Here is a 23,183-nt window from a genome sequence, read left to right on the forward strand (position 1 = left end):
TTTGTAATTATTTTTTTCTACAGGGATTGGTAACTTGGCTGGATACCTCCATCCTGTCGCGCACAATCCAAGAGGTGATTGATGCGCGCCAACTCGTCTGATCCACAAGACACCGTCACAGCGATACAACCGATCAAGGCCGAGCGTTTGCGCCTGCTTGACCGCATCAGCAAATACCGTCAACCCATTGGCCTGGCGGTCACGGTGCTGTTGTTCACCATTGCGCTGATCGCCTGTCGCCATCTGTTGAGCGAACTCGATCTGAACGCTCTGCACGACTCGATCCTCGAAGTACCCAAGCCAGCCTTGCTCGGAGCATTGGCGGCGACCGTGGCGGGCTTCATCATCCTGTTGGGCTACGAATGGTCGGCCAGTCGCTATGCCGGTGTCGACCTGGCCCCGCGAACGCTGGCACTGGGTGGCTTCACGGCCTTTGCGATCGGCAATGCCATCGGCCTTTCGATGTTGTCGGGCGGTTCGGTTCGTTACCGTTTATATGCGCGTCATGGCCTGGGAGCCGCTGAAGTTGCCCGCATGACGCTGTTTGCCAGCCTGTCCCTTGGCTGTGCCCTGCCACCGCTGGCCGCGCTGGCGACCCTTAGCGACCTGCCCGCCGCCTCCATCGCTCTGGGTCTCTCCGAGACTTTGCTCGGCGCCGTTGCCGCGGTGGTGTTGTTACTGTTCGCGGTTCTCGCCATCGGCATCTACCGTCGTCGCCTGCCGGACCAGCCTTACCCGGACAACCTGCTGTTCAAGGCCGGACGCCGCACGCTGCGCCTGCCGGGGCCTCGCCTGACTTTCCTGCAACTGATCATCACCGCGCTGGACGTGGCCGCCGCCGCTACCGTGCTCTATCTACTGCTGCCCGAAGCCCCACCGTTTGGCGCCTTCCTGCTGGTCTACCTGCTGGCCCTGGCCGCCGGCGTGCTCAGCCATGTGCCGGGCGGTGTCGGAGTGTTCGAAGCGATCTTGCTCGCCGCCTTCTCCAACACCCTCGGTGCTGCGCCACTGGCCGCGGCCCTGCTGCTCTACCGCTTGATCTATGTGGTCCTGCCGCTGCTGCTTGCTTGCCTGTTCCTGCTGATCAACGAAGGCCAGCGCCTGTTCCAGACACGCCAGACCCTGCGTGCCGCATCGGGCCTGGCTGCGCCAATCCTGGCGGTACTGGTGTTCCTGTCCGGCGTGGTACTGCTGTTCTCCGGTGTAACCCCGGAAATCGACACACGCCTGGAACATATCGGCTTTCTGATCCCCCACCGACTGGTCGATGCTTCGCACTTCGGTGCCAGCCTGATCGGCGTGCTGTGCCTGCTGTTGGCCCAGGGCCTGAGACGTCGATTGTCGGCCGCGTGGATATTGACCACCATCCTGTTGCTGGTCGGCGCCCTGCTCTCCCTGCTCAAGGGCTTTGACTGGGAAGAAGCCAGCCTGATGGTGCTGACGGCGAGCCTGCTCGGGGTCTTCCGGCGCTCGTTCTATCGCCCCAGCCGCCTGACCGAACTGCCATTCTCACCGCTGTACCTGGTGGCCAGCCTATGCGTGCTGGGTGCGTCGATCTGGCTGCTGCTGTTCGCCTATCAGGACGTTCCGTACAGCCATCAACTGTGGTGGCAGTTCACCCTCGACGCCGATGCCCCCCGTGGCTTGCGCTCACTGCTGGGCGCCGCCGTGCTGTTGGTGGTGGTATCCCTGACCTGGCTGTTGCGCACCGCACGCCCGGTGATCCACTTGCCGACACCCGAAGAACTGGAGCGCGCGAGCAAGATTCTCATGGCCTCCGCGCAACCGGATGGCGGCCTGGCCCTGACCGGTGACAAGGCGTTGCTGTTTCATCCCGACGACGAGGCCTTCCTGATGTACGCCCGTCGCGGCCGCAGCCTGGTGGCGCTGTATGACCCGATCGGCCCGGGGCAGCAGCGGGCGGAAATGATCTGGCAGTTCCGCGACCAGTGCGACATCCACCACGCCCGTCCCGTGTTCTATCAAGTGCGCGCCGAGAATCTGCCGTACTACATGGACATCGGCCTGACCGCGATCAAGCTCGGCGAAGAAGCCCGGGTCGATCTCAAGCGCTTTGATCTCGAAGCCAAGGGCAAGGAGATGAAAGACCTGCGTTACACCTGGAACCGCGGCACCCGCGACGGCCTGTCGCTGGAAATCCACGAGCCGGGCCAAGCGCCGATGGATGAGCTTAAGGTGATTTCCGATGCCTGGCTGACCGGCAAGAATGTCCGGGAGAAAGGCTTCTCCCTCGGCCGCTTCAGCGATGACTACCTCAAGTATTTCCGTATCGCGGTGATCCGTTTCGAAGGGCGCCCCGTGGCGTTCGCCAACCTGCTCGAGACTTACAGTCATGACCTGGCCAGCCTCGACCTGATGCGCGCCCACCCCGAGGCACCCAAGCTGACCATGGAGTTCATGATGGTCGGCCTGATTCAACACTATAAAAATCATGGATACGCGCGGTTCAGCCTGGGCATGGTGCCGTTGTCGGGGTTGCAACCCCGTCGCGGTGCACCGCTGACCCAGCGCCTGGGCTCGATGGTGTTCCGCCGTGGTGAACAGCTCTACAACTTCCAAGGCTTGCGCCGCTTCAAAGACAAGTTCCAGCCTGACTGGGAACCCCGTTATATGGCCGTGCCCGCCGGACTCGATCCGCTGGTTGCCCTGGCTGACACTGCCGCCCTGATCGCGGGCGGCTTGACCGGACTGGTGAAACGCTGATGATTCAACGCTCCTTGCGGTACGTATTGGGCGCACTTATTGTGCTGGCCCTGATCCTCGGTGGTGGCTTTTGGTACCTCAAGCGCCCGGCACCGGAACCGACCCTCGAACGGCTGACCCCGACCGATGGCGCACCAATGACCCGCGTCATCCCCGGGACAACACCCCGCGCCCAAGTGCTGGTGGCGGTCAATGAAGACCAGAAGCTCAGCGACAAGCAACTGTCCACCCTGAGCCGTAGCAGTTCAGCGCAGATCGTGCAGGTGATCCTGCCCCACGACTGCCTGCTGCAAAGCCGTGCCCTGCAAGCCGGCTTGCGCGAACTCAAAGGCCCGGCGACCCTGGTCAGCGGCATCGGCCCCGGCGCGGTGCTGGCATGGCGCTGGCTGTCCGAGCAGAAAGACGAAAAGGCCCAGGCCGTTTCGGTCGACCTGGCCCTGGAAAAAGGTGGCTGCACCCATTTGCTGCCAAAATCTGCGGCCCACGGCCACTGGCTGGTGGCATGGAACGACAACCCGGACGACACCAGCGCCGGCTTTGTGCGTGACCAACCCAACGCCGAAACCAGCATCAGCGACTACGACATCAACCTGCCGCAAGTGCTGAACAACGAGCTGCGCAAGATCCTCGTCGGTGGCGACAAAGACGCAGGCGGCCTGCAGATTCCGGTGGTCGAAGTGCCGGCCGGCGAGGCACGGGATACCGTCACCCTGTTCCTCTCCGGTGATGGCGGCTGGCGTGACCTGGACCGCGATGTGGCGGGCGAGATGGCCAAGATCGGCTACCCGGTGGTCGGCATCGACACCCTGCGCTACTACTGGCAGCACAAGAGCCCCGAGCAAAGTGCCCTGGACCTCGCCGAACTGATGCAGCACTACCGGCAGAAATGGGGCACCAAGCGCTTCATCCTGACCGGCTACTCGTTCGGCGCCGACGTCCTGCCAGCGATCTACAACCGCTTGGCGGAGTCGGAGCAACAGCGCGTCGACGCCATCATCCTGCTGGCCTTCGCCCGCACCGGCAGCTTCGAAATCGAAGTCGAAGGCTGGCTCGGCAACGCCGGTAAAGAAGCCGCCACCGGCCCGGAAATGGCCAGGCTGCCGGCGGCCAAGGTTGTGTGTATCTACGGCGAAGAAGAAGCCGACGAGAGCGGCTGCACCGACAAGACGGCGGTCGGAGAAGCCATCAAGCTGCCCGGCGGCCACCACTTCGACGAGAACTACCCGGCGCTGGCCAAGCGGCTGGTGGATGTGATCGAGAAGCGTCAGGCCAAGGATGCGGCTGCTCAGGAGTGATCTGGGCCCGCTGCACAAGAGCCCTCGTTACCTCACGGTGCGAGGGCTTTTTCATTCGTACGAAGATCGACGGGACGCCTCACAATCCTGTGGGAGCGGGCTTGCCCGCGATAGCGGGATGCCCGTCACACAAGTGTTGTAACTGCCGCCGTCTTCGCGGGCAAGCCCGCTCCCACAGGGTTCTTCATTGGTTTCAGTCATAGGCCAGACACAAAAAAGCCCCCGCTGCCGCAAGACAACGGGGGCTTTTTGACGAGGCTTACATCTCCACCTGCGTCCCCAGCTCAATCACCCGGTTCAGCGGCAGATTGAAGAAGCGCAAATTGCCGTTGGCATTCTTCAACATGAACGCAAACAACGCCTCGCGCCAACGGGCCATGCCTTCAAGCTTGGAAGCGATGACCGTCTCGCGACTGAGGAAGTAGGTGGTGCGCATCGGGCTGAAGTCGAGGTCATCGAGATGACACAACTTCAGCGCTTGCGGCACATCCGGCTCGTCGATGAAACCAAAGTGCAGGATCACCCGGAAGAACCCTTCGCCGTGGGACTCAACCTCAAAGCGCCGTGTCGGCGGTACCCGCGGGATGTCTTCATACACTACGGTCAGCAGCACCACTTGCTCGTGCAGCACCTGGTTATGCAACAGGTTGTGCAACAGCGCGTGGGGCACGGCGTCCGGGCGGGCGGTAAGGAACACCGCTGTCCCCTGGACACGATGCGGCGGTTGCACGGCGATACTGCTGATGAAAATCGGCAGTGGCAGCCCGCCCTCGTCCATGCGCTCCACCAGCAGCTGTTTGCCGCGTTTCCAGGTGGTCATCAGCACGAACAGCGCAATACCGGCGATGACCGGGAATGCCCCGCCCTGAACGATCTTCGGCACGTTGGCGGCGAAGTACAGACCGTCCACCAGCACGAAGCCCAGTGAGATCGGCACCGCGAGAAGCGGTGGCCACTTCCACAACAGCAGCATCACCACCGACACCAGAATGCTGGTCATCAGCATGGTGCCAGTCACCGCCACGCCGTAGGCCGACGCCAGGGCACCGGAGGACTCGAAGCCCAACACCAGCAGCACGACGCCAACCATCAGCGACCAGTTCACCGCGCCGATGTAGATCTGGCCCTGCTCGGCACTGGAGGTGTGCTGGATCTGCATGCGCGGAATATAACCAAGCTGGATCGCCTGGCGGGTCAGGGAGAACGCGCCGGAAATCACCGCCTGGGAGGCAATCACTGTAGCCAGGGTGGACAAGCCAACCAACGGAATCAGCGCCCAGCTCGGCGCCAACAGATAGAACGGATTGCGTGCGGCTTCCGGATCGCCCAGCAGCAACGCACCCTGGCCGAAGTAGTTGAGCACCAGCGCCGGCAGTACCAGGATGAACCATGCTCGGGCAATAGGCTTGCGCCCGAAGTGGCCCATGTCGGCGTACAAGGCTTCGGCACCGGTCAACGCCAGCACGACCGCCCCGAGGATAGCCACGCCCATGCCCGGGTGCACGATGAAAAAGCGCACGCCCCAGGCCGGGTTCAGCGCTTGCAGGACTTCCGGGTGCTGCAGGATGCCGTAGACACCCAGGGCACCGAGCACCAAAAACCAGGTGACCATGATCGGCCCGAACAGGATGCCGATGCGCGCGGTGCCGTGGCGTTGAATCAGGAACAGCGCCACCAACACGATCAACGACAGCGGCACCACCCAATGATCGATGCCGTCGAACGCCAAGCCCAGGCCTTCAATCGCCGACAACACGGAGATCGCCGGAGTGATCATGCTGTCGCCATAGAACAACGCGGCACCGATCAACCCGCAGACCACCAGAAAGCCGCGCAGCCTGGCATGCCCTGCCGCCGCCCGCCGTGCCAGCGCAGTCAAGGCCATGATTCCGCCTTCGCCCTGGTTGTCGGCGCGCAGGACAAACATCATGTACTTGATCGAAACGACCCAGATCAGCGACCAGAAAATCAGCGCCAGAATGCCCAGCACGCCATCATGGTTGACCGGCACACCATAGCCGCCGGAGAACACTTCTTTGAGGGTGTACAACGGACTGGTGCCGATGTCGCCGTAGACCACCCCGACTGCTGCGACCAGCATACCGATCGGCTTCGCCGCCGAATGCTCGGCGCCTGCCGCCTGACTACTTGCCTGCCCCATCCGGAACTCCTGATTCCCAAACCCGGCTTCTTTGAAAGAAGCACTATGCTTTGTCACGCAGCATGCTCTGTTTTACTTCACGTTACAGACGTTTTGTTGACAGTAAAAATTCGCTGATGCCCCACGGCGCGAAGCATAGCGCAGCACTCGTCGTATTTCCCTGCATAAAGCTGGTCAAGTGCGCCCGCCATCGCTAGAATTGCGCACTTTTTGATCAGAGGCGCGATAAAGCGCCCGTCTGTCGCCTTGCCGATCACGGCTGGAGGCGTCACAAATACCGAGGTTAGACATGTCCACCACTCCTGCGCCGGCCAATCCCAAGGTTGGCTTCGTATCCCTGGGTTGCCCCAAAGCACTGGTCGACTCCGAGCGCATCCTTACCCAGCTGCGCATGGAAGGCTATGACGTCGTGTCCACTTATCAGGACGCTGACGTAGTGGTCGTCAACACCTGCGGCTTCATCGATTCGGCCAAGGCCGAGTCCCTGGAAGTGATCGGCGAAGCCATCAAGGAAAACGGCAAGGTCATCGTGACCGGCTGCATGGGCGTCGAAGAAGGCAACATCCGCAACGTGCACCCGAGCGTGCTGGCCGTGACCGGTCCGCAGCAGTACGAGCAAGTGGTCAACGCCGTGCACGAAGTCGTGCCGCCGAGACAGGATCACAACCCGCTGATCGACCTGGTGCCGCCACAAGGGATCAAACTGACCCCGCGCCACTACGCCTACCTGAAGATTTCCGAAGGCTGCAACCACAGCTGCAGCTTCTGCATCATCCCCTCGATGCGCGGCAAACTGGTCAGCCGCCCTGTCGGTGATGTACTCGACGAGGCCCAGCGCCTGGTGAAATCCGGCGTCAAGGAACTGCTGGTCATCTCCCAGGACACCAGCGCCTACGGCGTCGACGTGAAGTACCGCACCGGCTTCTGGAACGGCGCGCCGGTGAAAACCCGCATGACCGAACTTTGCGAAGCCCTCAGCACCCTCGGCGTCTGGGTACGCCTGCACTACGTTTACCCATACCCGCACGTTGACGAGTTGATCCCGCTGATGGCCGCCGGGAAAATCCTGCCGTACCTGGACATTCCGTTCCAGCACGCCAGCCCGAAAGTGTTGAAGTCGATGAAACGCCCGGCGTTCGAAGACAAGACCCTGGCCCGCATCAAGAACTGGCGCGAAATCTGCCCGGACCTGATCATCCGTTCGACCTTCATCGTCGGCTTCCCGGGCGAAACCGAAGAAGACTTCCAGTACCTGCTGAACTGGCTGACCGAAGCCCAGCTCGACCGCGTCGGCTGCTTCCAGTATTCGCCTGTTGAAGGCGCACCGGCCAACGACCTGGACCTGGAAGTGGTGCCGGACGACGTCAAGCAGGACCGCTGGGATCGCTTCATGGCGCACCAGCAAGCCATCAGCTCGGCGCGCCTGCAAATGCGCATCGGCCGTGAAATCGAAGTGCTGGTCGATGAAGTCGACGAGCAAGGCGCGGTTGGCCGTTGCTTCTTCGATGCCCCGGAAATCGACGGCAACGTATTCATCGACAACGGCAGCAACCTCAAGCCGGGCGACAAGGTCTGGTGCAAAGTGACCGACGCCGACGAATACGACCTGTGGGCTGAACAGATCTAAACGCAAAAAATATGAAAAGCCCCGCTCTCTTGACGAGATGCGGGGCTTTTTTACGGCTATCGTTTGCAGATGGAAGGATTCCCATCATTCACCCACAAGGGGCAGGTGGACATGCGTCAGCATTCGGTCATCCACACACCGAAACAGAGCGACTACCAGGAACTGACCCGGGTCTGGGAGGCCTCGGTTCGCGCGACCCACGACTTTCTGCCGGAAAGCTACATCCTGCTGCTCAAGGATCTGGTGCTGACCCGCTACCTCGATGCGGTGATGCTGGTCTGCACCAAGGACTCGGGCCAGCGCATCACCGGCTTCGCCGGCGTCGCAGCGGGCAAGATCGAGATGCTGTTCATCGACCCGAGACACCGCGGCCATGGCCTGGGCAAGCAACTGCTGCGCTATGCCATGGAGCATCTGAACGCCGATGAACTGGACGTCAACGAACAGAACCCGCAAGCCCTGGGGTTTTATTTCAAGCAGGGCTTCGAGGTAATCGGTCGCTCGGAAGTCGATGGCATGGGGCAGCCGTATCCGTTGTTGCATATGCGCATGCGGCAGAATCAGCAGCGCTCACAACACGGCTGACACAACACGACACGAATGTGGGAGCGGGCTTGCTCGCGAAGACGGTATATCAGACACATATCATCTACTGACACACCGCCTTCGCGAGCAAGCCCGCTCCCACAAAAAGCCGCATGGTACAAATGGAACCGGGCTTAACCGGCGCCAGGCAGGTACAATGCCCACCCCTTTTTTGTTACGGCCCTGACATGACTGACCCGATTCGTCTCTCCAAACGCCTCATCGAACTCGTCGGCTGTTCCCGTCGGGAGGCTGAGCTGTTCATCGAGGGCGGCTGGGTCACCGTCGACGGCGAAGTCATCGACGAGCCGCAGTTCAAGGTCGGTGCGCAAAAAGTCGAGCTCGATCCAGAGGCCAAGGCCACCGCACCGGAACCGGTCACCATCCTGTTCAACGTGCCCGCCGGCATGGACGCGGACACCGCCATGGCGACCATCGCCGCCGAGACCCTGAGCGAAGAACACCGCTACGGCAAACGCCCGCTCAAGGGTCACTTCCAGCGCCTGACCGCCAGCACCGACCTGCAGGCCAACGCCAGCGGCCTGCTGGTGTTCACCCAGGACTGGAAGATCCTGCGCAAGCTCACTGCCGACTCCAACAAGATCGAGCAGGAATACGTGGTCGAAGTCGAAGGCAACATGGTCGAGCATGGTCTCAATCGCTTGCAGCATGGCCTGACCTGGAAGGGCAAGGAACTGCCGGCGGTCAAGGCCAGCTGGCAGAACGAAAACCGCCTGCGCTTTGCCATGAAGAACCCGCAACCGGGGGTGATCGCCCTGTTCTGCCAGGCCGTCGGCCTGAAGGTCGTGGGTATCCGCCGCATTCGCATCGGCGGCGTGTCCATCGGCAAGGTGCCCGTGGGGCAATGGCGCTACCTGTCCGGCAAAGAGAAGTTCTAAACCTTCTCACGCCGCCACACATTTTGGTGCCGCAGCTTATGCGGCACCCACTGCTGAATATCAGGACTGCACACCATGATTCACAACGACGTACTGCGCAGCGTGCGCTACATGCTCGACATCAGCGACAAGAAAGTCATCGAGATCATCAAGCTCGGCGGCATGGACGTAACCCTGCCAGACCTGCTGACTTACCTCGACAAGAAAGAAGAAGACGAAGAAGGCTTCGTACGCTGCCCTGACGAAGTCATGGCGCACTTCCTCGATGGCCTGGTGATCTTCAAGCGCGGCAAGGACGAAAGCCGTCCACCGCAGCCGATCGAAGTGCCGGTGACCAACAACATCATCCTGAAAAAACTGCGCGTGGCCTTCGAACTCAAAGAAGACGACATGCACGCGATCCTCAAGGCCGCCGAGTTCCCGGTGTCCAAGCCTGAGCTGAGCGCACTGTTCCGCAAGTTCGGTCACACCAACTACCGCCCGTGTGGCGACCAGTTGCTGCGTAATTTCCTCAAGGGCCTGACCCTGCGCGTGCGCCCGCAATAAGTCGCCAGGGCTCCCGCACTCGTCCTGCAAGGGCTGCCAGACAGAAATCACCGAAACGCCAAAACTCCTTGTAGGAGCGAGCAGGCTCGCGATGGACGTGAACGATAACGCGGGTAACCTGAATACCCGCGGTATCCTCGGTTTTTTCGCGAGCAGGCTCGCTCCTACAGGGGGTGGTGGTGGCTCAGGTCGTATGACCCACCATTGCGCGCATAAATAGTGGCTCCGCCTCCGGCGGCTGACGGCTAGGGTGTAGGCACCCTCAGCTCCGAAGGATTCGCCATGCACCCCTACTTTTCCCTACGAGGCCGCACTGCCCTGGTGACCGGCGGCACTCGCGGTATCGGCAAAATGATCGCCAAGGCCTTTGTCGAGGCAGGCGCCACCGTATACGTCTGCGCCCGTGATGCCCAAGCCTGCCAGCAAACAGCCGATGAGTTGGGTGCGCTGGGTCATTGCCATGGCATTGCGGCCAACCTCGCCAGCGAAGAAGGCGTGCTGCAACTGGCCACGCAATTGGGCAAGCAGATCAGCCAGCTCGACATTCTGGTGAACAACGCCGGCACCACCTGGGGCGCGCCACTGGAAAGCTACCCGGTCAAGGGCTGGGAAAAGGTCATGCAGCTCAACGTGACCTCGGTGTTCAACTGCATCCAGCAGTTCCTGCCACTACTGCGCAAGGCCGGTTCTGAAGCCAGTCCCGCGCGAATCATCAATATCGGCTCGGTGGCCGGGATTTCTTCCTTCGGTGAACAGGCTTATGCCTACGGCCCGAGCAAAGCGGCCCTGCATCAACTGTCGCGGATTCTGGCGCGGGAACTGGTCAGCCAGCACATCAACGTCAACGTGATCGCCCCCGGACGTTTTCCGAGCAAGATGACCCAGCACATCGGCAGTGATGAGCAGGCATTGGCGCAGGATACGGCGTTGATTCCGATGAAGCGCTGGGGGCGAGAGGAAGAGATGGCGGCGCTGGCGATCAGCCTGGCGAGTACGGCAGGGGCTTACATGACCGGAAATATCATTGCGCTCGATGGGGGTTTCAGCCTCTGAGATCGGCGGTGCTGCCATCGCGGGCAAGCCACGCTCCCACAGGTTTTGTGTCGTGTCCGATATTGCGGTAGACACAAAATCTGTGGGAGCGTGGCTTGCCCGCGATGACGGACTCAGTGGCACAACGATGCATGGGTTGATCGGGTTATCATGCCCCCCCTAATCCCGCCTCGACCCAAACCATGACCTACAGCGTTTCCCCCATCGGCTTCGTGCGCTCCTGCTTCAAGGAGAAATTCGCCATCCCGCGCCAACCGCAACTGGCACCTGCCGCGCGTGGCGTGCTGGAACTGGTTGCGCCGTTCGATCAGGGCGACGCGGTGCAAGGGCTGGAGCAGGTCAGCCATGTCTGGCTGCTGTTCCTGTTCCACCAGGCCCTGGAGGAAAAACCGCGCTTGAAAGTCCGCCCGCCTCGCCTCGGCGGCAACAAATCCATGGGGGTGTTCGCCACTCGCGCGACCCACCGCCCCAATGGCATCGGCCAGTCCGTGGTCAAACTCGACAAGGTCGAAGCCAATCGCCTGTGGATTTCCGGTATCGACCTGCTGGACGGCACGCCGGTTCTCGACATCAAACCCTACGTTCCCTATGCCGATATCATTGATACAGCGTCCAACAGCATCGCCAGCGCAGCGCCACAGTTGATTGCCGTGCAGTGGACGGACTCAGCACTGCAACAGGCCCACGGGCATGCCCAGCGCCTTGCAGAGCCATTGGTGGAGCTGATCGAGCAATGCCTGGCACAAGATCCGCGGCCGGCGTATCAGACGCCTGCGCCCGAGCGGGAATATGGCGCGCAGTTCTGGGATCTGGACGTGCGCTGGCACTATCCGACGCCGGAGTTGATCCGGGTGCTGGAAGTCATTCCCGCAAAGGGCTGAACACCTGAAACGAAAAAGCCCGCATGACCTTCCTAGGCCATGCGGGCTTTTCTTTGCACTTCAAATCTACTGCAGGAGCCGCCGGTCGACGTACGAATGCTCGCGAAAAGACCTGAGGACGCCGCGGGGTATCAAGCTTCCCGCGTTATCGTTGACCTCCATCGCGAGCATGCTCGCTCCTACGGGGGATCTAAGGTCACTTCTCGACGAACGCACGCTCGATCAGGTAGTCACCCGGCTCGCGCATCCGCGGCGAAACTTTCAGGCCGAAGCTGTTCAACACTTCGCTGGTCTCGTCGAGCATGCTCGGGCTGCCGCACAGCATGGCGCGGTCGTCCTGCGGGTTGATCGGCGGCAGGCCGATGTCGCTGAACAGCTTGCCGCTGCGCATCAGGTCGGTCAGGCGCCCTTCGTTCTCGAACGGCTCGCGGGTCACGGTCGGGTAGTAGATCAACTTGTCACGCAGTGCATCGCCGAAGAACTCGTTCTGCGGCAGGTGCTCGGTGATGAATTCGCGGTAGGCGACTTCGTTGACGTAACGTACGCCGTGGCACAGGATCACTTTTTCGAAACGCTCGTAGGTTTCAGGATCCTGGATGACGCTCATGAATGGCGCCAGACCGGTACCGGTGCTGAGCAGATACAAATGTTTGCCAGGCTTCAAGTCATCCAGCACCAGCGTGCCGGTAGGCTTCTTGCTGATGATGATCTCGTCGCCTTCCTTCAGGTGCTGCAACTGGGAAGTCAGCGGGCCATCCGGCACCTTGATGCTGAAGAATTCCAGATGCTCTTCCCAGTTTGGGCTGGCAATCGAGTAAGCGCGCATAAGCGGGCGGCCGTTGGGCTGTTGCAGGCCGATCATCACGAACTGACCGTTCTCGAAGCGCAGGCCCGGATCACGGGTGCACTTGAAGCTGAACAGAGTGTCGTTCCAGTGGTGAACACTGAGGACACGCTCGTGGTTCATGTTGCTCATGTACGTGGGACTCCTGGAGATATTCTGCGCCTGGTCTTGGACGACAAGCGGCTTTGCGCAATTGCATCGCATTCTAAAGGCAGACACAATATCTGTTAAATGGATTATTAAGATAAGGGTTATCGGTTATATCGATATGCGATTTACTCTCCGTCAACTTCAAGTCTTCGTCGCCGTCGCCCAGCAGGAAAGCGTGTCCCGTGCTGCGGGCCTGCTTAACCTCTCGCAATCGGCGGCGAGCACCTCGATCACCGAACTGGAGCGTCAGTGCAGCTGCCAGCTGTTCGACCGTGCCGGCAAACGGCTGAGCCTCAACGCCCTCGGTAAGCAGTTGCTGCCACAAGCCGTGGCCCTGCTCGATCAGGCCAAGGAGATCGAAGACCTGCTCAATGGCAAGTCCGGTTTCGGCTCGCTGGCAGTGGGGGCGACCCTGACCATCGGCAATTACCTGGCCACGCTGCTGATCGGCAGCTTCATGCAGCGCCATCCGGAAAGCCAGGTGAAGCTACACGTGCAGAACACTGCCAATATCGTGCAACAAGTAGCCCACTATGAAATTGATCTGGGTCTAATCGAAGGTGATTGCAGCCATCCGGACATCGAAGTCCAGAGTTGGGTCGAAGACGAACTGGTGGTGTTTTGCGCCCCTCAGCATCCACTGGCCAAGCGCGGTTCGGCGACCATGGACGAGTTGAGCCAGGAAGCCTGGATCCTGCGGGAACGAGGCTCGGGCACGCGACTGACCTTCGACCAGGCCATGCGTCACCATCACAGCGCACTGAACATCCGCCTGGAGCTTGAGCACACCGAAGCAATTAAACGCGCGGTGGAGTCAGGCCTGGGGATTGGCTGCATTTCCAGGCTGGCACTGCGCGATGCGTTCCGCCGCGGCAGCCTGGTGGCCGTGGAAACACCGGACCTGGATCTGGCGCGGCAGTTCTATTTCATCTGGCACAAACAGAAATACCAGACCTCGGCCATGCGCGAATTCCTCGAGCTCTGCCGCGCCTTCACCGCCGGGGTTCAGCGCAGCGACGAGATCGTACTGCCGACAATCGCTTAAAGCAGGATCACCGCCCACACCAGCGCAATCATGCTCAGTGCCACGAACTGCGCGGCACTGCCCATGTCCTTGGCGTTCTTGGATAGCGGGTGCAGCTCAAGGGAAATGCGGTCGATCGCCGCTTCCACCGCTGAGTTGAGCAACTCGACGATCAATGCCAACAGGCACACCGCAATCAGCAGCGCCTGCTCGACCCGGCTGACATTCAGGAAGAAAGACAGTGGAATCAGGATCGCGTTAAGCAACACCAGCTGGCGAAAAGCCGCTTCGCCAGTGAAAGCGGCGCGCAGTCCATCCAGCGAATAACCGGAGGCGTTGAGAATACGTTTAAGGCCGGTTTGGCCTTTGAAAGGTGACATAGAGTAGGCAACTGAAAAAAAGAAGTGGGAAAGCTAAATTAACCAAAGTCAAAAAAGCGTGAACGTACCAGCGTTAGTGGCTGGAAATTGACTCAAGTTGTTGCAAGAGCAACGCGGCCTGGGTTCGGGTCCGCACATTCAGCTTACGGAAAATCGCGGTCACGTGGGCCTTGATGGTCGCTTCGGAAACGCTCAGTTCGTAAGCGATCTGTTTGTTCAACAAGCCTTCGCAGACCATGGTCAATACCCGGAACTGCTGCGGAGTCAGGCTCGCCAGACCCTCGCTGGCAGCCTTGGCTTCCTCGGAAACGCTGACCGCTTCGAACGCCTGGGGCGGCCAGAAAACATCGCCATCGAGCACCGCACGCACTGCACTCTGAATAACACTCAGATCACTGGACTTGGGGATAAAACCGCTGGCACCGAATTCGCGAGACTTGACCATGATGGTCGCCTCTTCCTGGGCCGACACCATGACCACCGGAATCTGTGGATACTGACCACGCAACAGGACCAATCCGGAAAAACCATACGCCCCCGGCATGTTCAGATCCAGCAGCACCAGATCCCAATCGGATTTTTCGGTCAGGCGGGTTTCCAGCTCGGCAATGCTCGCCACCTCCACCAGACGCACATCCGGGCCAAGACCCAGCGTCAGTGCCTGGTGCAACGCGCTACGAAAAAGAGGGTGATCATCGGCAATCAGGATTTCGTATGTGGCCATGTTTCAATTGATCCTGTTTTTCAGGGAATACCCGATGCATTCGGGCATCGCCAACACAACTCGAGTACAGCCACGCAGCTCTGCACCGACAGGGCACGTTCAACGCCAGATAAAACGGCGTTTCAAACGCTGGCCGCAACCCAATCGGCGCCAAGCATGCCCAGCGAAACCGGGGTGGTCAAGCCGAATGGCCAGTACACTTTATTGCAGTATACGCAACAATCAGCACACCAATCTGGCTAGCTGCTACACATAGGGCATTAACTCGGCGTGTGCCGGGGTCGAAACATTCATTTCCAGCTGATGCTTGGCATCGAGGTAGTGCTGGCTGAACACGTCAAAATAAGCATCCAGCGCCGAAGCGGCGGCAACGTCGCCCGCCAGATCGAGACACAATGCCGCCACTTCCGCCGTGCACAGATGCTCGCTGCGAGTCGAACGACGCAGCCGATAGCGCGAGAGTCTTTCAGGCAGCAGGCTGAGGATCGGCAACTTATCGAAATATGGGCTTTTACGGAAAATCTTCCGCGCCTCGGTCCAGGTCGCATCCAGCAGAATGAACAGCGGCCGCCTGGTGCTGTTGATGTCCACGGTGTTGGTCACGCGCTCCGGTGCAACGTACTCGCCGGGAAACACCAGATAAGGTTGCCATGTCGGGTCGGCCAGCAATGCCAGCAACTGCGGATCGACCTCGGTACGCGACCAGATGAAAGCATGATTGTCCGGCACGACATCGGCGATCAGCCATCCGGTATTGCTCGGTTTGAACACTTCCTTGCTGGTCATGATCAGACAGATGCCGGAACGGCTCTCAACCTGCGGACGCCACGCGCACAGGCAATGACTCTCGATCACCCGGCACGCGCGGCAACGGGTCGCCCGCCAGCCACGGGCCTGAATCGGCCTGATGCCCTCCTCTTCGCGCTGATCGCGCAAGCGGGCTACAGCGTTGGAGGCAAAACGCGCAGGGACATGGCTCATTGCAGGCAACGTCGGCAGGGAGGGAAAATCGACACGAAACACACTCGACAGGGCAAAAAGTGCACACAGTTTACCAGACCAGCCGGCGCAAGCCTGTACCGTCCAGACCGGCTCCCCTATAATTCGCCGCCACTGAACGCACAGTCACGTGATAGGTCAAACGCCCATCACTGAACCAGGAGAGTTTCATGCTGCGCCTTATCGTTCCTACCGCTGCCATTTTGCTGGCGTCGTCCTTTAGCGTTCAGGCTGCGTCCTTGAATGAGCAGAATCTGAACAGAGAGCTGAAAAACGTCGCCACTCAAAGCAGTGTCGGCACGCCAAGGGCGATCAACGAAGACATCCTCGATCAAGGCTATACCGTCGAAGGCAAGGTGCTGATCAACCACCTGAGCGTACAAAGCAGCCACGCCGATAAAATGCGCGCGGACCCCAAAGCGGTGTACTTCCAGCTCGGTTCCTCGGTCTGCAATAACCCAGGCTTTCGCAAGCTGATGGCCAAGGGCGCGATCATGCGCTACGACTTCACCGAAGTGAAAACCAACCGTCCGGTCGGCTCCGCAAGCTTCGAGGAATCGGATTGCCCGAAAGCAACCCCGGCGAAGAAGAAGTAATCACCGGGAATTGGCGCGCCGCTGTTCATCCTCGGCGCGCAGTTGCGCCAACAACGCCTGCAAAAAGTGCGACCGACGCTCAGCACCACGCAATCGTCGGCAGCACTCCTCCTCAAGACTCAAATGAGTCGAGCGGCGAATCCACCTTGCAAATCGTCAATAAGCGATTGCCAGGAAAGACCTTATGGCGCAATGATCAAGGCAGCCATTCATTGCAAGGTCGGGATGCGCGCTAACCATGTTCACTTTCAGGGCAGGAAAGGGGCTGCCCGTAACGCGTCGTGTTGTGCGAACGTTTCTTTCATCCAAGGACAAACAGAACCTGTCTGGATGACCCGGCTGCCGGTCGGGCCAAGTGGATCGCCCAGGCATGGGCCTGAGCAGACAGCGACGCAGGACGTGTCGCGGCATTCGACATACGCAGTCGAAGCCCTGGGTTCTGTGCAGAAGGAGAAGTTGAATGCCTTACCAACCGAATGACCTCCTCAGCCGTCATTTTGCAGAAAGCGGCCACGACCTCATCAAAAAGGTCGAAGAACAACTCAACCTCATTTCACCCAACAGCCCGAACATTCCGATCTATCGAGACATGATCCTGACTGTGCTGCGCATGGCCCAGGAAGACCACAACCGCTGGAACGCCAAGATCACCCTGCAAGCCTTGCGCGAACTGGAGCAGGCCTTTCGCGTGCTTGAACAGTTCAAGGGACGACGCAAAGTCACTGTGTTCGGTTCCGCCCGAACCCCGATAGAACACCCGCTCTACGCGATGGCGCGGGAGCTCGGCGCCGCACTGGCGCGCTCGGACCTGATGGTCATCACCGGTGCCGGTGGCGGCATCATGGCCGCAGCCCACGAAGGGGCCGGCCTGACTCACAGCCTGGGATTCAACATCACCCTGCCCTTCGAACAGCACGCCAACCCCACCGTCAACGGTACGAGCAACCTGCTGCCTTTCCACTTCTTCTTCACCCGCAAGCTGTTCTTCGTCAAGGAAGCCGATGCGCTGGTGCTGTGCCCGGGCGGCTTCGGTACCCTGGATGAAGCACTGGAAGTGCTGACGCTGATCCAGACCGGCAAAAGCCCGCTGGTGCCTGTGGTACTGCTGGACGCGCCGGGCGGCACGTTCTGGCAAGGAGCGCTGAACTTCATACACGAGCAACTGGAAGAAAATCGCTACATCCTGCCCACCGACATGAAGCTGGTGAAACTCGTCTACAACGTCGATGAAGCGGTGGAACACATCAACCAGTTCTACAGCAACTTCCACTCCAGCCGCTGGCTCAAGCAGCAATTCCTGATTCGCATGAATCACCCGCTCAGCGACCAGGCACTCGAACACATGCAGCAGGCGTTTGCCGATCTGTGCCTGAGCGATCATTTCCATCAGCACGCCTACAACGGCGAAGAACACGACGAAGCCCAGTACAGCCATCTTGCGCGACTGGCCTTCAACTTCAACGCGCGTAATCATGGTCGCCTGCGCGAACTGGTGGACTACATCAACCTGCCGGAAAACCGGGCGCAACCCACACCCAAGGTGCAACAGCGCGCACGGGCAGCTTCAAAGGTTTCCTGATGCAAAAAAAACGGCCCGCTATCGAAATAGCGGGCCGCTTCTTAATCATCCATCCCTCTACCGCTGAACAAGCGGTTGATCATCTCCATCGAGAACCCCCGATACGCCAGGAACCTGCCTTGCCTGGCGCGCTCCCGAACGTCTGTCGGCAATTGCCCGGAAAATTTTCGTCGCCAGGTATCTTCCAGCTGCTCGTGCCAAAGGATACCGCTCTCGCGCAAGGCCAGTTCTATGTCGCTACGCTGCAGGCCGCGCTGGCTCAACTCTTCACGAATGCGCAAAGGGCCGTAACCGGAACGGGCACGATAGGAGACAAAACTTTCGAGGTAACGGGCTTCGGATAACAGGCCCTCTTCCGTCAAACGGTCGAGCGCTGTTTCGATCATTTCAGGGCTGGCGCCGCGCTGACGCAGTTTACGCGTCAGCTCGACTCGACCGTGCTCGCGTCGTGCGAGCAGGTCCATGGCGGTTCGCCGCACCGCGACGAGGGTATCGAGTACGGCGGTCATCGCGCTGATCAGATATCAGCGTCAGCCAGGTCGTCTTCGGTCTCTTTGACCGCCGAAGCTTTGGCATCAGCAACCGATGACGGGGACAGCAACTTGTCACGCAGTTGCTTCTCGAGCTTCGCGGCGATTTCCGGGTTGTCTGCCAGGAACTTGGCCGAGTTGGCCTTGCCCTGACCGATCTTGGTGCCTTCATAGGCATACCAGGCACCGGACTTCTCGACGAAACCGTGCAGAACACCCAGGTCGATCATCTCACCGTTGAGGTAGATGCCCTTGCCGTAAAGAATCTGGAACTCGGCCTGACGGAACGGCGAAGCAACCTTGTTCTTCACAACCTTGACGCGGGTTTCGCTACCGACAACCTCATCACCTTCTTTCACCGCGCCAGTGCGGCGGATGTCCAGACGAACCGAAGCGTAGAACTTCAGCGCGTTACCACCAGTGGTGGTTTCCGGGCTGCCGAACATCACGCCGATTTTCATACGGATCTGGTTGATGAAGATGACCAGGCAGTTGGCGTTCTTGATGTTACCGGTAATTTTACGCAGCGCCTGGGACATCAGGCGGGCTTGCAGGCCCACGTGCATGTCACCCATTTCGCCTTCGATTTCCGCCTTGGGTACCAGGGCAGCCACGGAGTCGACGATGATCACGTCAACCGCGTTGGAACGCACCAGCATGTCGGTGATTTCCAGGGCCTGCTCGCCGGTGTCCGGCTGGGAAACCAGCAGGTCGTCGACGTTGACGCCCAGCTTGCCGGCGTATTCCGGGTCGAGGGCGTGTTCCGCATCGACGAATGCGCAGGTTGCGCCGGCTTTTTGCGCCTGGGCGATCACGGACAGGGTCAGCGTGGTTTTACCGGAAGATTCAGGACCGTAGATTTCAACAATACGGCCTTTTGGCAGACCGCCAATGCCCAGTGCGATGTCCAGACCCAGAGAGCCGGTGGAAATGGCCGGGATCGCCTGACGGTCCTGATCGCCCATACGCATTACGGCACCCTTGCCGAATTGACGTTCGATCTGACCCAGGGCCGCAGCCAAGGCTTTCTTCTTGTTGTCGTCCATTAAAGTCCTCACGTAATCAATAAGGCCTGACGGCCAACACCTGTATAAGTAGACAGTATTATTCCACAGGGTTTGCCGATCGCCTACCCCTGATTTGAGATTTCTGCCGCGGCATAGCGCAGCAGCCCCTCTAGCGCGGCCTTCACCGTTTGTCGGCGGACATCATCGCGGTTGCCAGGGAAGTGCTGGAGCTCGGTGAACACCTGGTCGCCCACGCCCCAGGCCAGCCAGACCGTGCCCACCGGCTTGTTCGCTGTTCCACCATCCGGCCCGGCGATACCACTGACGGCCACGGAGAAATACGCGCGGTTTTTTTCCTGTGCGCCACGAACCATGGCCTCGACCACCTCGCGGCTGACCGCCCCCACCGTGGTGAACAACTCCACTGGAACATCCAGTTGCAGCGTTTTCTGTCGATTTGAGTAGGTGACGTAACCGGCTTCGAACCACGCGGAACTGCCCGGAATACGGGTAATGGCCTCGGCGATGCCGCCACCGGTACAAGACTCGGCCGTGGTCACGTGGGCATTGAGAACCTGCAAGCGTCGGCCAAGTTCAGCGGCCAGCTGGGTGATTTCTTTCACGGTGATCTCCTGATGGGGCGGATGAGACTAACCGTACACCAGCGGGTCGCACTTGCAAGTTACAAGACGGATCAAAATGTGCAGAGCCAGCGCCTGCGCCAATGTTGCCGGGCGCCCAACCATCAGTGTCACGACAAGTGACAAGGCGAGCAGCGGCTTTCATGCCTGCGGCGGGTAGACCGCCCATGGTAACCTTGCGCCCATCGCGGAAAAGCCGGGCCGATGCCCCTCCTTTTGCCCCACACCTTTCAACGAGTCTTCCTAAGCTACCGATGAATACAGCTACTTCCGATCTGTCCTCGCACACCCCGATGATGCAGCAATACTGGCGCCTGAAGAACCAGCACCCAGACCAGCTGATGTTCTACCGCATGGGCGACTTCTACGAGATCTTCTACGAAGACGCGAAGAAGGCCGCCAAGCTGCTGGACATCACCCTGACCGCCCGCGGGCAGTCGGCCGGGCAGGCGATTCCGATGTGCGGTATTCCTTACCATGCCGCCGAAGGCTACCTGGCCAAACTGGTGAAGCTGGGCGAATCGGTGGTGATTTGCGAGCAGGTCGGTGACCCGGCTACCAGCAAAGGGCCGGTGGAACGTCAGGTGGTGCGGATCATCACCCCGGGGACGGTGAGTGACGAGGCACTGCTGGATGAACGCCGGGACAACCTGATCGCCGCCGTTCTGGGCGATGAGCGCCTGTTCGGCCTGGCGGTGCTGGATATCACCAGCGGCAACTTCAGCGTGCTGGAAATCAAGGGCTGGGAAAACCTGCTGGCGGAACTGGAGCGGGTCAATCCCGTAGAGCTGTTGATCCCGGATGACTGGCCAAAGGATTTGCCGGCGGAAAAACGTCGTGGCGTTCGTCGCCGCGCGCCGTGGGATTTCGAGCGCGACTCGGCATTCAAAAGCCTGTGCCAGCAATTTTCCACCCAGGACCTCAAAGGCTTTGGCTGCGAAAACCTGACCCTGGCCATCGGCGCCGCCGGTTGCCTGCTGGCCTACGCCAAGGAAACCCAGCGCACCGCCCTGCCCCATTTGCGCAGCTTGCGCCATGAACGCCTGGACGACACCGTGGTGCTGGACGGTGCCAGCCGTCGCAACCTGGAACTCGATACCAACCTGGCCGGCGGTCGCGACAATACCCTGCAATCGGTGGTCGACCGCTGCCAGACCGCCATGGGCAGCCGTCTGTTGACCCGTTGGCTGAACCGTCCGCTGCGTGACCTGACGGTGTTGCTGGCACGCCAGTCGTCGATCACCTGCCTGCTCGACCGCTACCGGTTCGAGCGCCTGCAACCGCAACTCAAGGAAATCGGCGACATCGAGCGTATTCTCGCGCGGATCGGCCTGCGTAACGCCCGCCCGCGTGACCTTGCGCGCTTGCGCGATGCCCTGTGTGCATTGCCCGAACTGCAAGTGGCGATGACCGAGCTCGAAGCGCCGCACCTGCAGCAACTGGCGACCATCACCAGCACCTACCCGGAACTGGCGGCACTGCTGGAAAAAGCCATCATCGACAACCCGCCGGCAGTGATCCGTGACGGCGGCGTGTTGAAGACCGGTTACGACAGCGAGCTCGATGACCTGCAATCGCTCAGTGAGAACGCCGGGCAATTCCTGATCGACCTCGAAGCCCGGGAAAAGGCCCGCACCGGCCTGTCCCACTTGAAGGTCGGTTACAACCGCATCCACGGCTACTTCATCGAACTGCCGAGCAAGCAGGCCGAATCGGCACCGGCCGACTACATTCGGCGCCAGACCCTCAAGGGTGCCGAGCGTTTCATTACCCCGGAACTCAAGGCCTTTGAAGACAAGGCGCTGTCGGCCAAGAGCCGCGCCCTGGCCCGCGAGAAAATGCTCTACGAAGCGCTGCTCGAAGACCTGATCAGCCAGTTGCCACCACTGCAAGATACCGCGGGTGCACTGGCCGAACTGGATGTGCTGAGCAACCTCGCCGAGCGCGCGCTGAACCTTGACCTGAACTGCCCGCGTTTCGTCAGCGAACCCTGCATGCGCATCAGCCAGGGCCGTCACCCGGTGGTCGAACAGGTACTGACTACGCCGTTCGTGGCCAACGACCTGAGCCTGGACGACAGCACCCGCATGCTGGTGATTACCGGTCCGAACATGGGCGGTAAATCCACCTACATGCGCCAGACCGCGTTGATCGTATTGCTGGCGCACATCGGCAGTTTCGTGCCGGCCGCCAGCTGTGAGCTGTCGCTGGTCGACCGCATCTTTACCCGGATCGGCTCCAGCGATGACCTGGCCGGCGGGCGTTCGACCTTCATGGTCGAAATGAGCGAGACTGCAAACATCCTGCACAATGCCACCGAACGCAGCCTGGTGCTGATGGACGAAGTCGGTCGCGGCACCAGCACCTTTGATGGCCTGTCCCTGGCATGGGCGGCGGCCGAGCGCCTGGCGCAACTTCGCGCCTACACCCTGTTCGCCACCCACTACTTTGAACTGACCGTGCTGCCCGAATCCCAGCCGCTGGTAGCCAACGTGCACCTCAATGCCACCGAACACAACGAGCGCATTGTGTTCCTGCACCATGTACTCCCCGGGCCCGCCAGCCAAAGCTACGGCCTGGCCGTGGCGCAGCTGGCGGGTGTGCCGACGGAGGTGATCTTGCGTGCCCGTGAGCACCTGAGCCGCCTGGAAGACACCGCGCTGCCTCATGAAGCACCGAAGCCTGCCAAGGGCAAACCGGCTGCGCCGCAGCAAAGCGACTTGTTCGCCAGCTTGCCGCACCCAGTGCTCGATGAGCTTGCAAAGCTCGACCTGGACGACATGACGCCACGCCGTGCACTCGAAATGCTCTATGCACTAAAGAACCGGATCTAACGCAGCGGGCCGCAAGCTGTTAGAATCTCGCGCGGTTTGGGATGCTGCTGGCTAATAGCCTGGCCAGCAGACTATCGCTCCCGAACCTGCGACCCCCACGTGAA

20 protein-coding genes are annotated in these 23,183 nt (G+C 60.4%); 12 read left to right on the top strand and 8 right to left on the bottom strand.

All coding sequences use genetic code 11. From position 1 onward, the window contains the following. The first annotated feature begins 81 nt into the window (after positions 1-81). A complete protein-coding gene (mprF, locus tag KW839_RS15260) occupies positions 82-2,724 on the top strand; it encodes a bifunctional lysylphosphatidylglycerol flippase/synthetase MprF (RefSeq protein WP_218424758.1) in 2,643 nt (880 codons plus the stop codon). Further along, positions 2,724-4,019, top strand: coding sequence for a virulence factor family protein (locus KW839_RS15265; RefSeq protein ID WP_218424759.1), 1,296 nt, complete (start codon positions 2,724-2,726; stop codon positions 4,017-4,019). Before mprF ends, KW839_RS15265 begins: the two co-directional genes overlap by 1 nt. A gap of 259 nt (positions 4,020-4,278) precedes the next feature. On the opposite strand, the gene KW839_RS15270 is transcribed toward KW839_RS15265, so the two are convergent. Continuing rightward, positions 4,279-6,180: a potassium transporter Kup gene (locus KW839_RS15270; RefSeq protein ID WP_060541072.1), complete on the bottom strand. Its 1,902-nt coding sequence runs from the start codon at positions 6,178-6,180 to the stop codon at positions 4,279-4,281. A 289-nt stretch (positions 6,181-6,469) separates the two neighbouring features. Between KW839_RS15270 and rimO the strand changes: the two genes are divergently transcribed. The 6 genes from rimO (at position 6,470) to tsaA (ending at position 11,771) form a co-directional block, all read left to right on the top strand. After that, positions 6,470-7,807 carry a 30S ribosomal protein S12 methylthiotransferase RimO gene (gene rimO, locus KW839_RS15275; protein WP_034146797.1) on the top strand — a complete coding sequence of 446 codons (1,338 nt, stop codon included), beginning with the start codon at positions 6,470-6,472 and terminating at the stop codon, positions 7,805-7,807. Positions 7,808-7,918: 111 nt separating this feature from the next. Further along, entirely contained in the window at positions 7,919-8,392 is a 474-nt protein-coding gene (locus KW839_RS15280; protein ID WP_060541069.1) for a GNAT family N-acetyltransferase, read from the top strand. Positions 8,393-8,580: 188 nt separating this feature from the next. Next, positions 8,581-9,291, top strand: a complete 711-nt coding sequence (locus KW839_RS15285) for an rRNA pseudouridine synthase (RefSeq protein WP_218424760.1) — start codon at positions 8,581-8,583, stop codon at positions 9,289-9,291. Between the two features lie 75 nt (positions 9,292-9,366). Further along, positions 9,367-9,837 carry a DUF1456 family protein gene (locus KW839_RS15290; protein ID WP_046816549.1) on the top strand — a complete coding sequence of 157 codons (471 nt, stop codon included), beginning with the start codon at positions 9,367-9,369 and terminating at the stop codon, positions 9,835-9,837. Positions 9,838-10,119: 282 nt separating this feature from the next. Beyond that, entirely contained in the window at positions 10,120-10,890 is a 771-nt protein-coding gene (locus KW839_RS15295) for an SDR family oxidoreductase (RefSeq protein ID WP_218424761.1), read from the top strand. 182 nt (positions 10,891-11,072) lie between these two features. Then, positions 11,073-11,771 (top strand): tRNA (N6-threonylcarbamoyladenosine(37)-N6)-methyltransferase TrmO, encoded by a 699-nt coding sequence (gene tsaA, locus KW839_RS15300; protein WP_060541066.1) that lies wholly within the window; start codon positions 11,073-11,075, stop codon positions 11,769-11,771. Between the two features lie 196 nt (positions 11,772-11,967). Here the strand turns inward: tsaA and fpr are convergent, their stop codons facing one another. Continuing rightward, positions 11,968-12,747, bottom strand: a complete 780-nt coding sequence (fpr, locus tag KW839_RS15305) for a ferredoxin-NADP reductase (protein ID WP_008054100.1) — start codon at positions 12,745-12,747, stop codon at positions 11,968-11,970. 136 nt (positions 12,748-12,883) lie between these two features. Here fpr and KW839_RS15310 point away from each other — a divergent pair, with 136 nt between their 5' ends. Further along, positions 12,884-13,810 carry a LysR family transcriptional regulator gene (locus KW839_RS15310; RefSeq protein ID WP_060541065.1) on the top strand — a complete coding sequence of 309 codons (927 nt, stop codon included), beginning with the start codon at positions 12,884-12,886 and terminating at the stop codon, positions 13,808-13,810. Here KW839_RS15310 and KW839_RS15315 read toward each other — a convergent pair. The 3 genes from KW839_RS15315 to KW839_RS15325 form a co-directional block, all read right to left on the bottom strand. After that, on the bottom strand, positions 13,807-14,169 hold the full coding sequence (locus KW839_RS15315; RefSeq protein ID WP_007907286.1) for a diacylglycerol kinase: 363 nt from the start codon (positions 14,167-14,169) through the stop codon (positions 13,807-13,809). The genes KW839_RS15310 and KW839_RS15315 overlap by 4 nt on opposite strands. 73 nt (positions 14,170-14,242) lie before the next feature. After that, on the bottom strand, positions 14,243-14,893 hold the full coding sequence (gene erdR / locus KW839_RS15320) for a response regulator transcription factor ErdR (protein ID WP_060541064.1): 651 nt from the start codon (positions 14,891-14,893) through the stop codon (positions 14,243-14,245). Positions 14,894-15,139: 246 nt separating this feature from the next. Next, positions 15,140-15,874: a tRNA-uridine aminocarboxypropyltransferase gene (locus tag KW839_RS15325; protein ID WP_218424762.1), complete on the bottom strand. Its 735-nt coding sequence runs from the start codon at positions 15,872-15,874 to the stop codon at positions 15,140-15,142. A 188-nt stretch (positions 15,875-16,062) separates the two neighbouring features. On the opposite strand from KW839_RS15325, the gene KW839_RS15330 reads away from it, so the two are divergent. Together KW839_RS15330 and KW839_RS15335 are read left to right on the top strand one after the other, a co-directional pair. Next, the gene (locus tag KW839_RS15330) at positions 16,063-16,488 is read left to right on the top strand and encodes a PA3611 family quorum-sensing-regulated virulence factor (protein WP_060541062.1); all 426 of its coding nucleotides are present in this window, start codon (positions 16,063-16,065) and stop codon (positions 16,486-16,488) included. Between the two features lie 460 nt (positions 16,489-16,948). Further along, a complete protein-coding gene (locus KW839_RS15335; protein ID WP_060541061.1) occupies positions 16,949-18,067 on the top strand; it encodes a TIGR00730 family Rossman fold protein in 1,119 nt (372 codons plus the stop codon). 41 nt (positions 18,068-18,108) lie between these two features. On the opposite strand, the gene recX is transcribed toward KW839_RS15335, so the two are convergent. The 3 genes from recX to KW839_RS15350 all read right to left on the bottom strand — a co-directional run bounded on the left by recX (position 18,109) and on the right by KW839_RS15350 (position 20,227). Further along, a complete protein-coding gene (gene recX / locus KW839_RS15340; protein WP_060541060.1) occupies positions 18,109-18,576 on the bottom strand; it encodes a recombination regulator RecX in 468 nt (155 codons plus the stop codon). 8 nt (positions 18,577-18,584) lie between these two features. Further along, entirely contained in the window at positions 18,585-19,643 is a 1,059-nt protein-coding gene (gene recA / locus KW839_RS15345; RefSeq protein ID WP_060541059.1) for a recombinase RecA, read from the bottom strand. Positions 19,644-19,726: 83 nt separating this feature from the next. Next, positions 19,727-20,227, bottom strand: coding sequence for a CinA family protein (locus tag KW839_RS15350; RefSeq protein WP_060541058.1), 501 nt, complete (start codon positions 20,225-20,227; stop codon positions 19,727-19,729). Between the two features lie 272 nt (positions 20,228-20,499). On the opposite strand from KW839_RS15350, the gene mutS reads away from it, so the two are divergent. Beyond that, positions 20,500-23,079, top strand: coding sequence for a DNA mismatch repair protein MutS (gene mutS, locus KW839_RS15355; protein ID WP_218424763.1), 2,580 nt, complete (start codon positions 20,500-20,502; stop codon positions 23,077-23,079). Positions 23,080-23,183: the final 104 nt, after the last annotated feature.

This window comes from Pseudomonas sp. PDM31 (assembly GCF_019218965.1).
In the GTDB taxonomy this organism is placed as follows: domain Bacteria; phylum Pseudomonadota; class Gammaproteobacteria; order Pseudomonadales; family Pseudomonadaceae; genus Aquipseudomonas.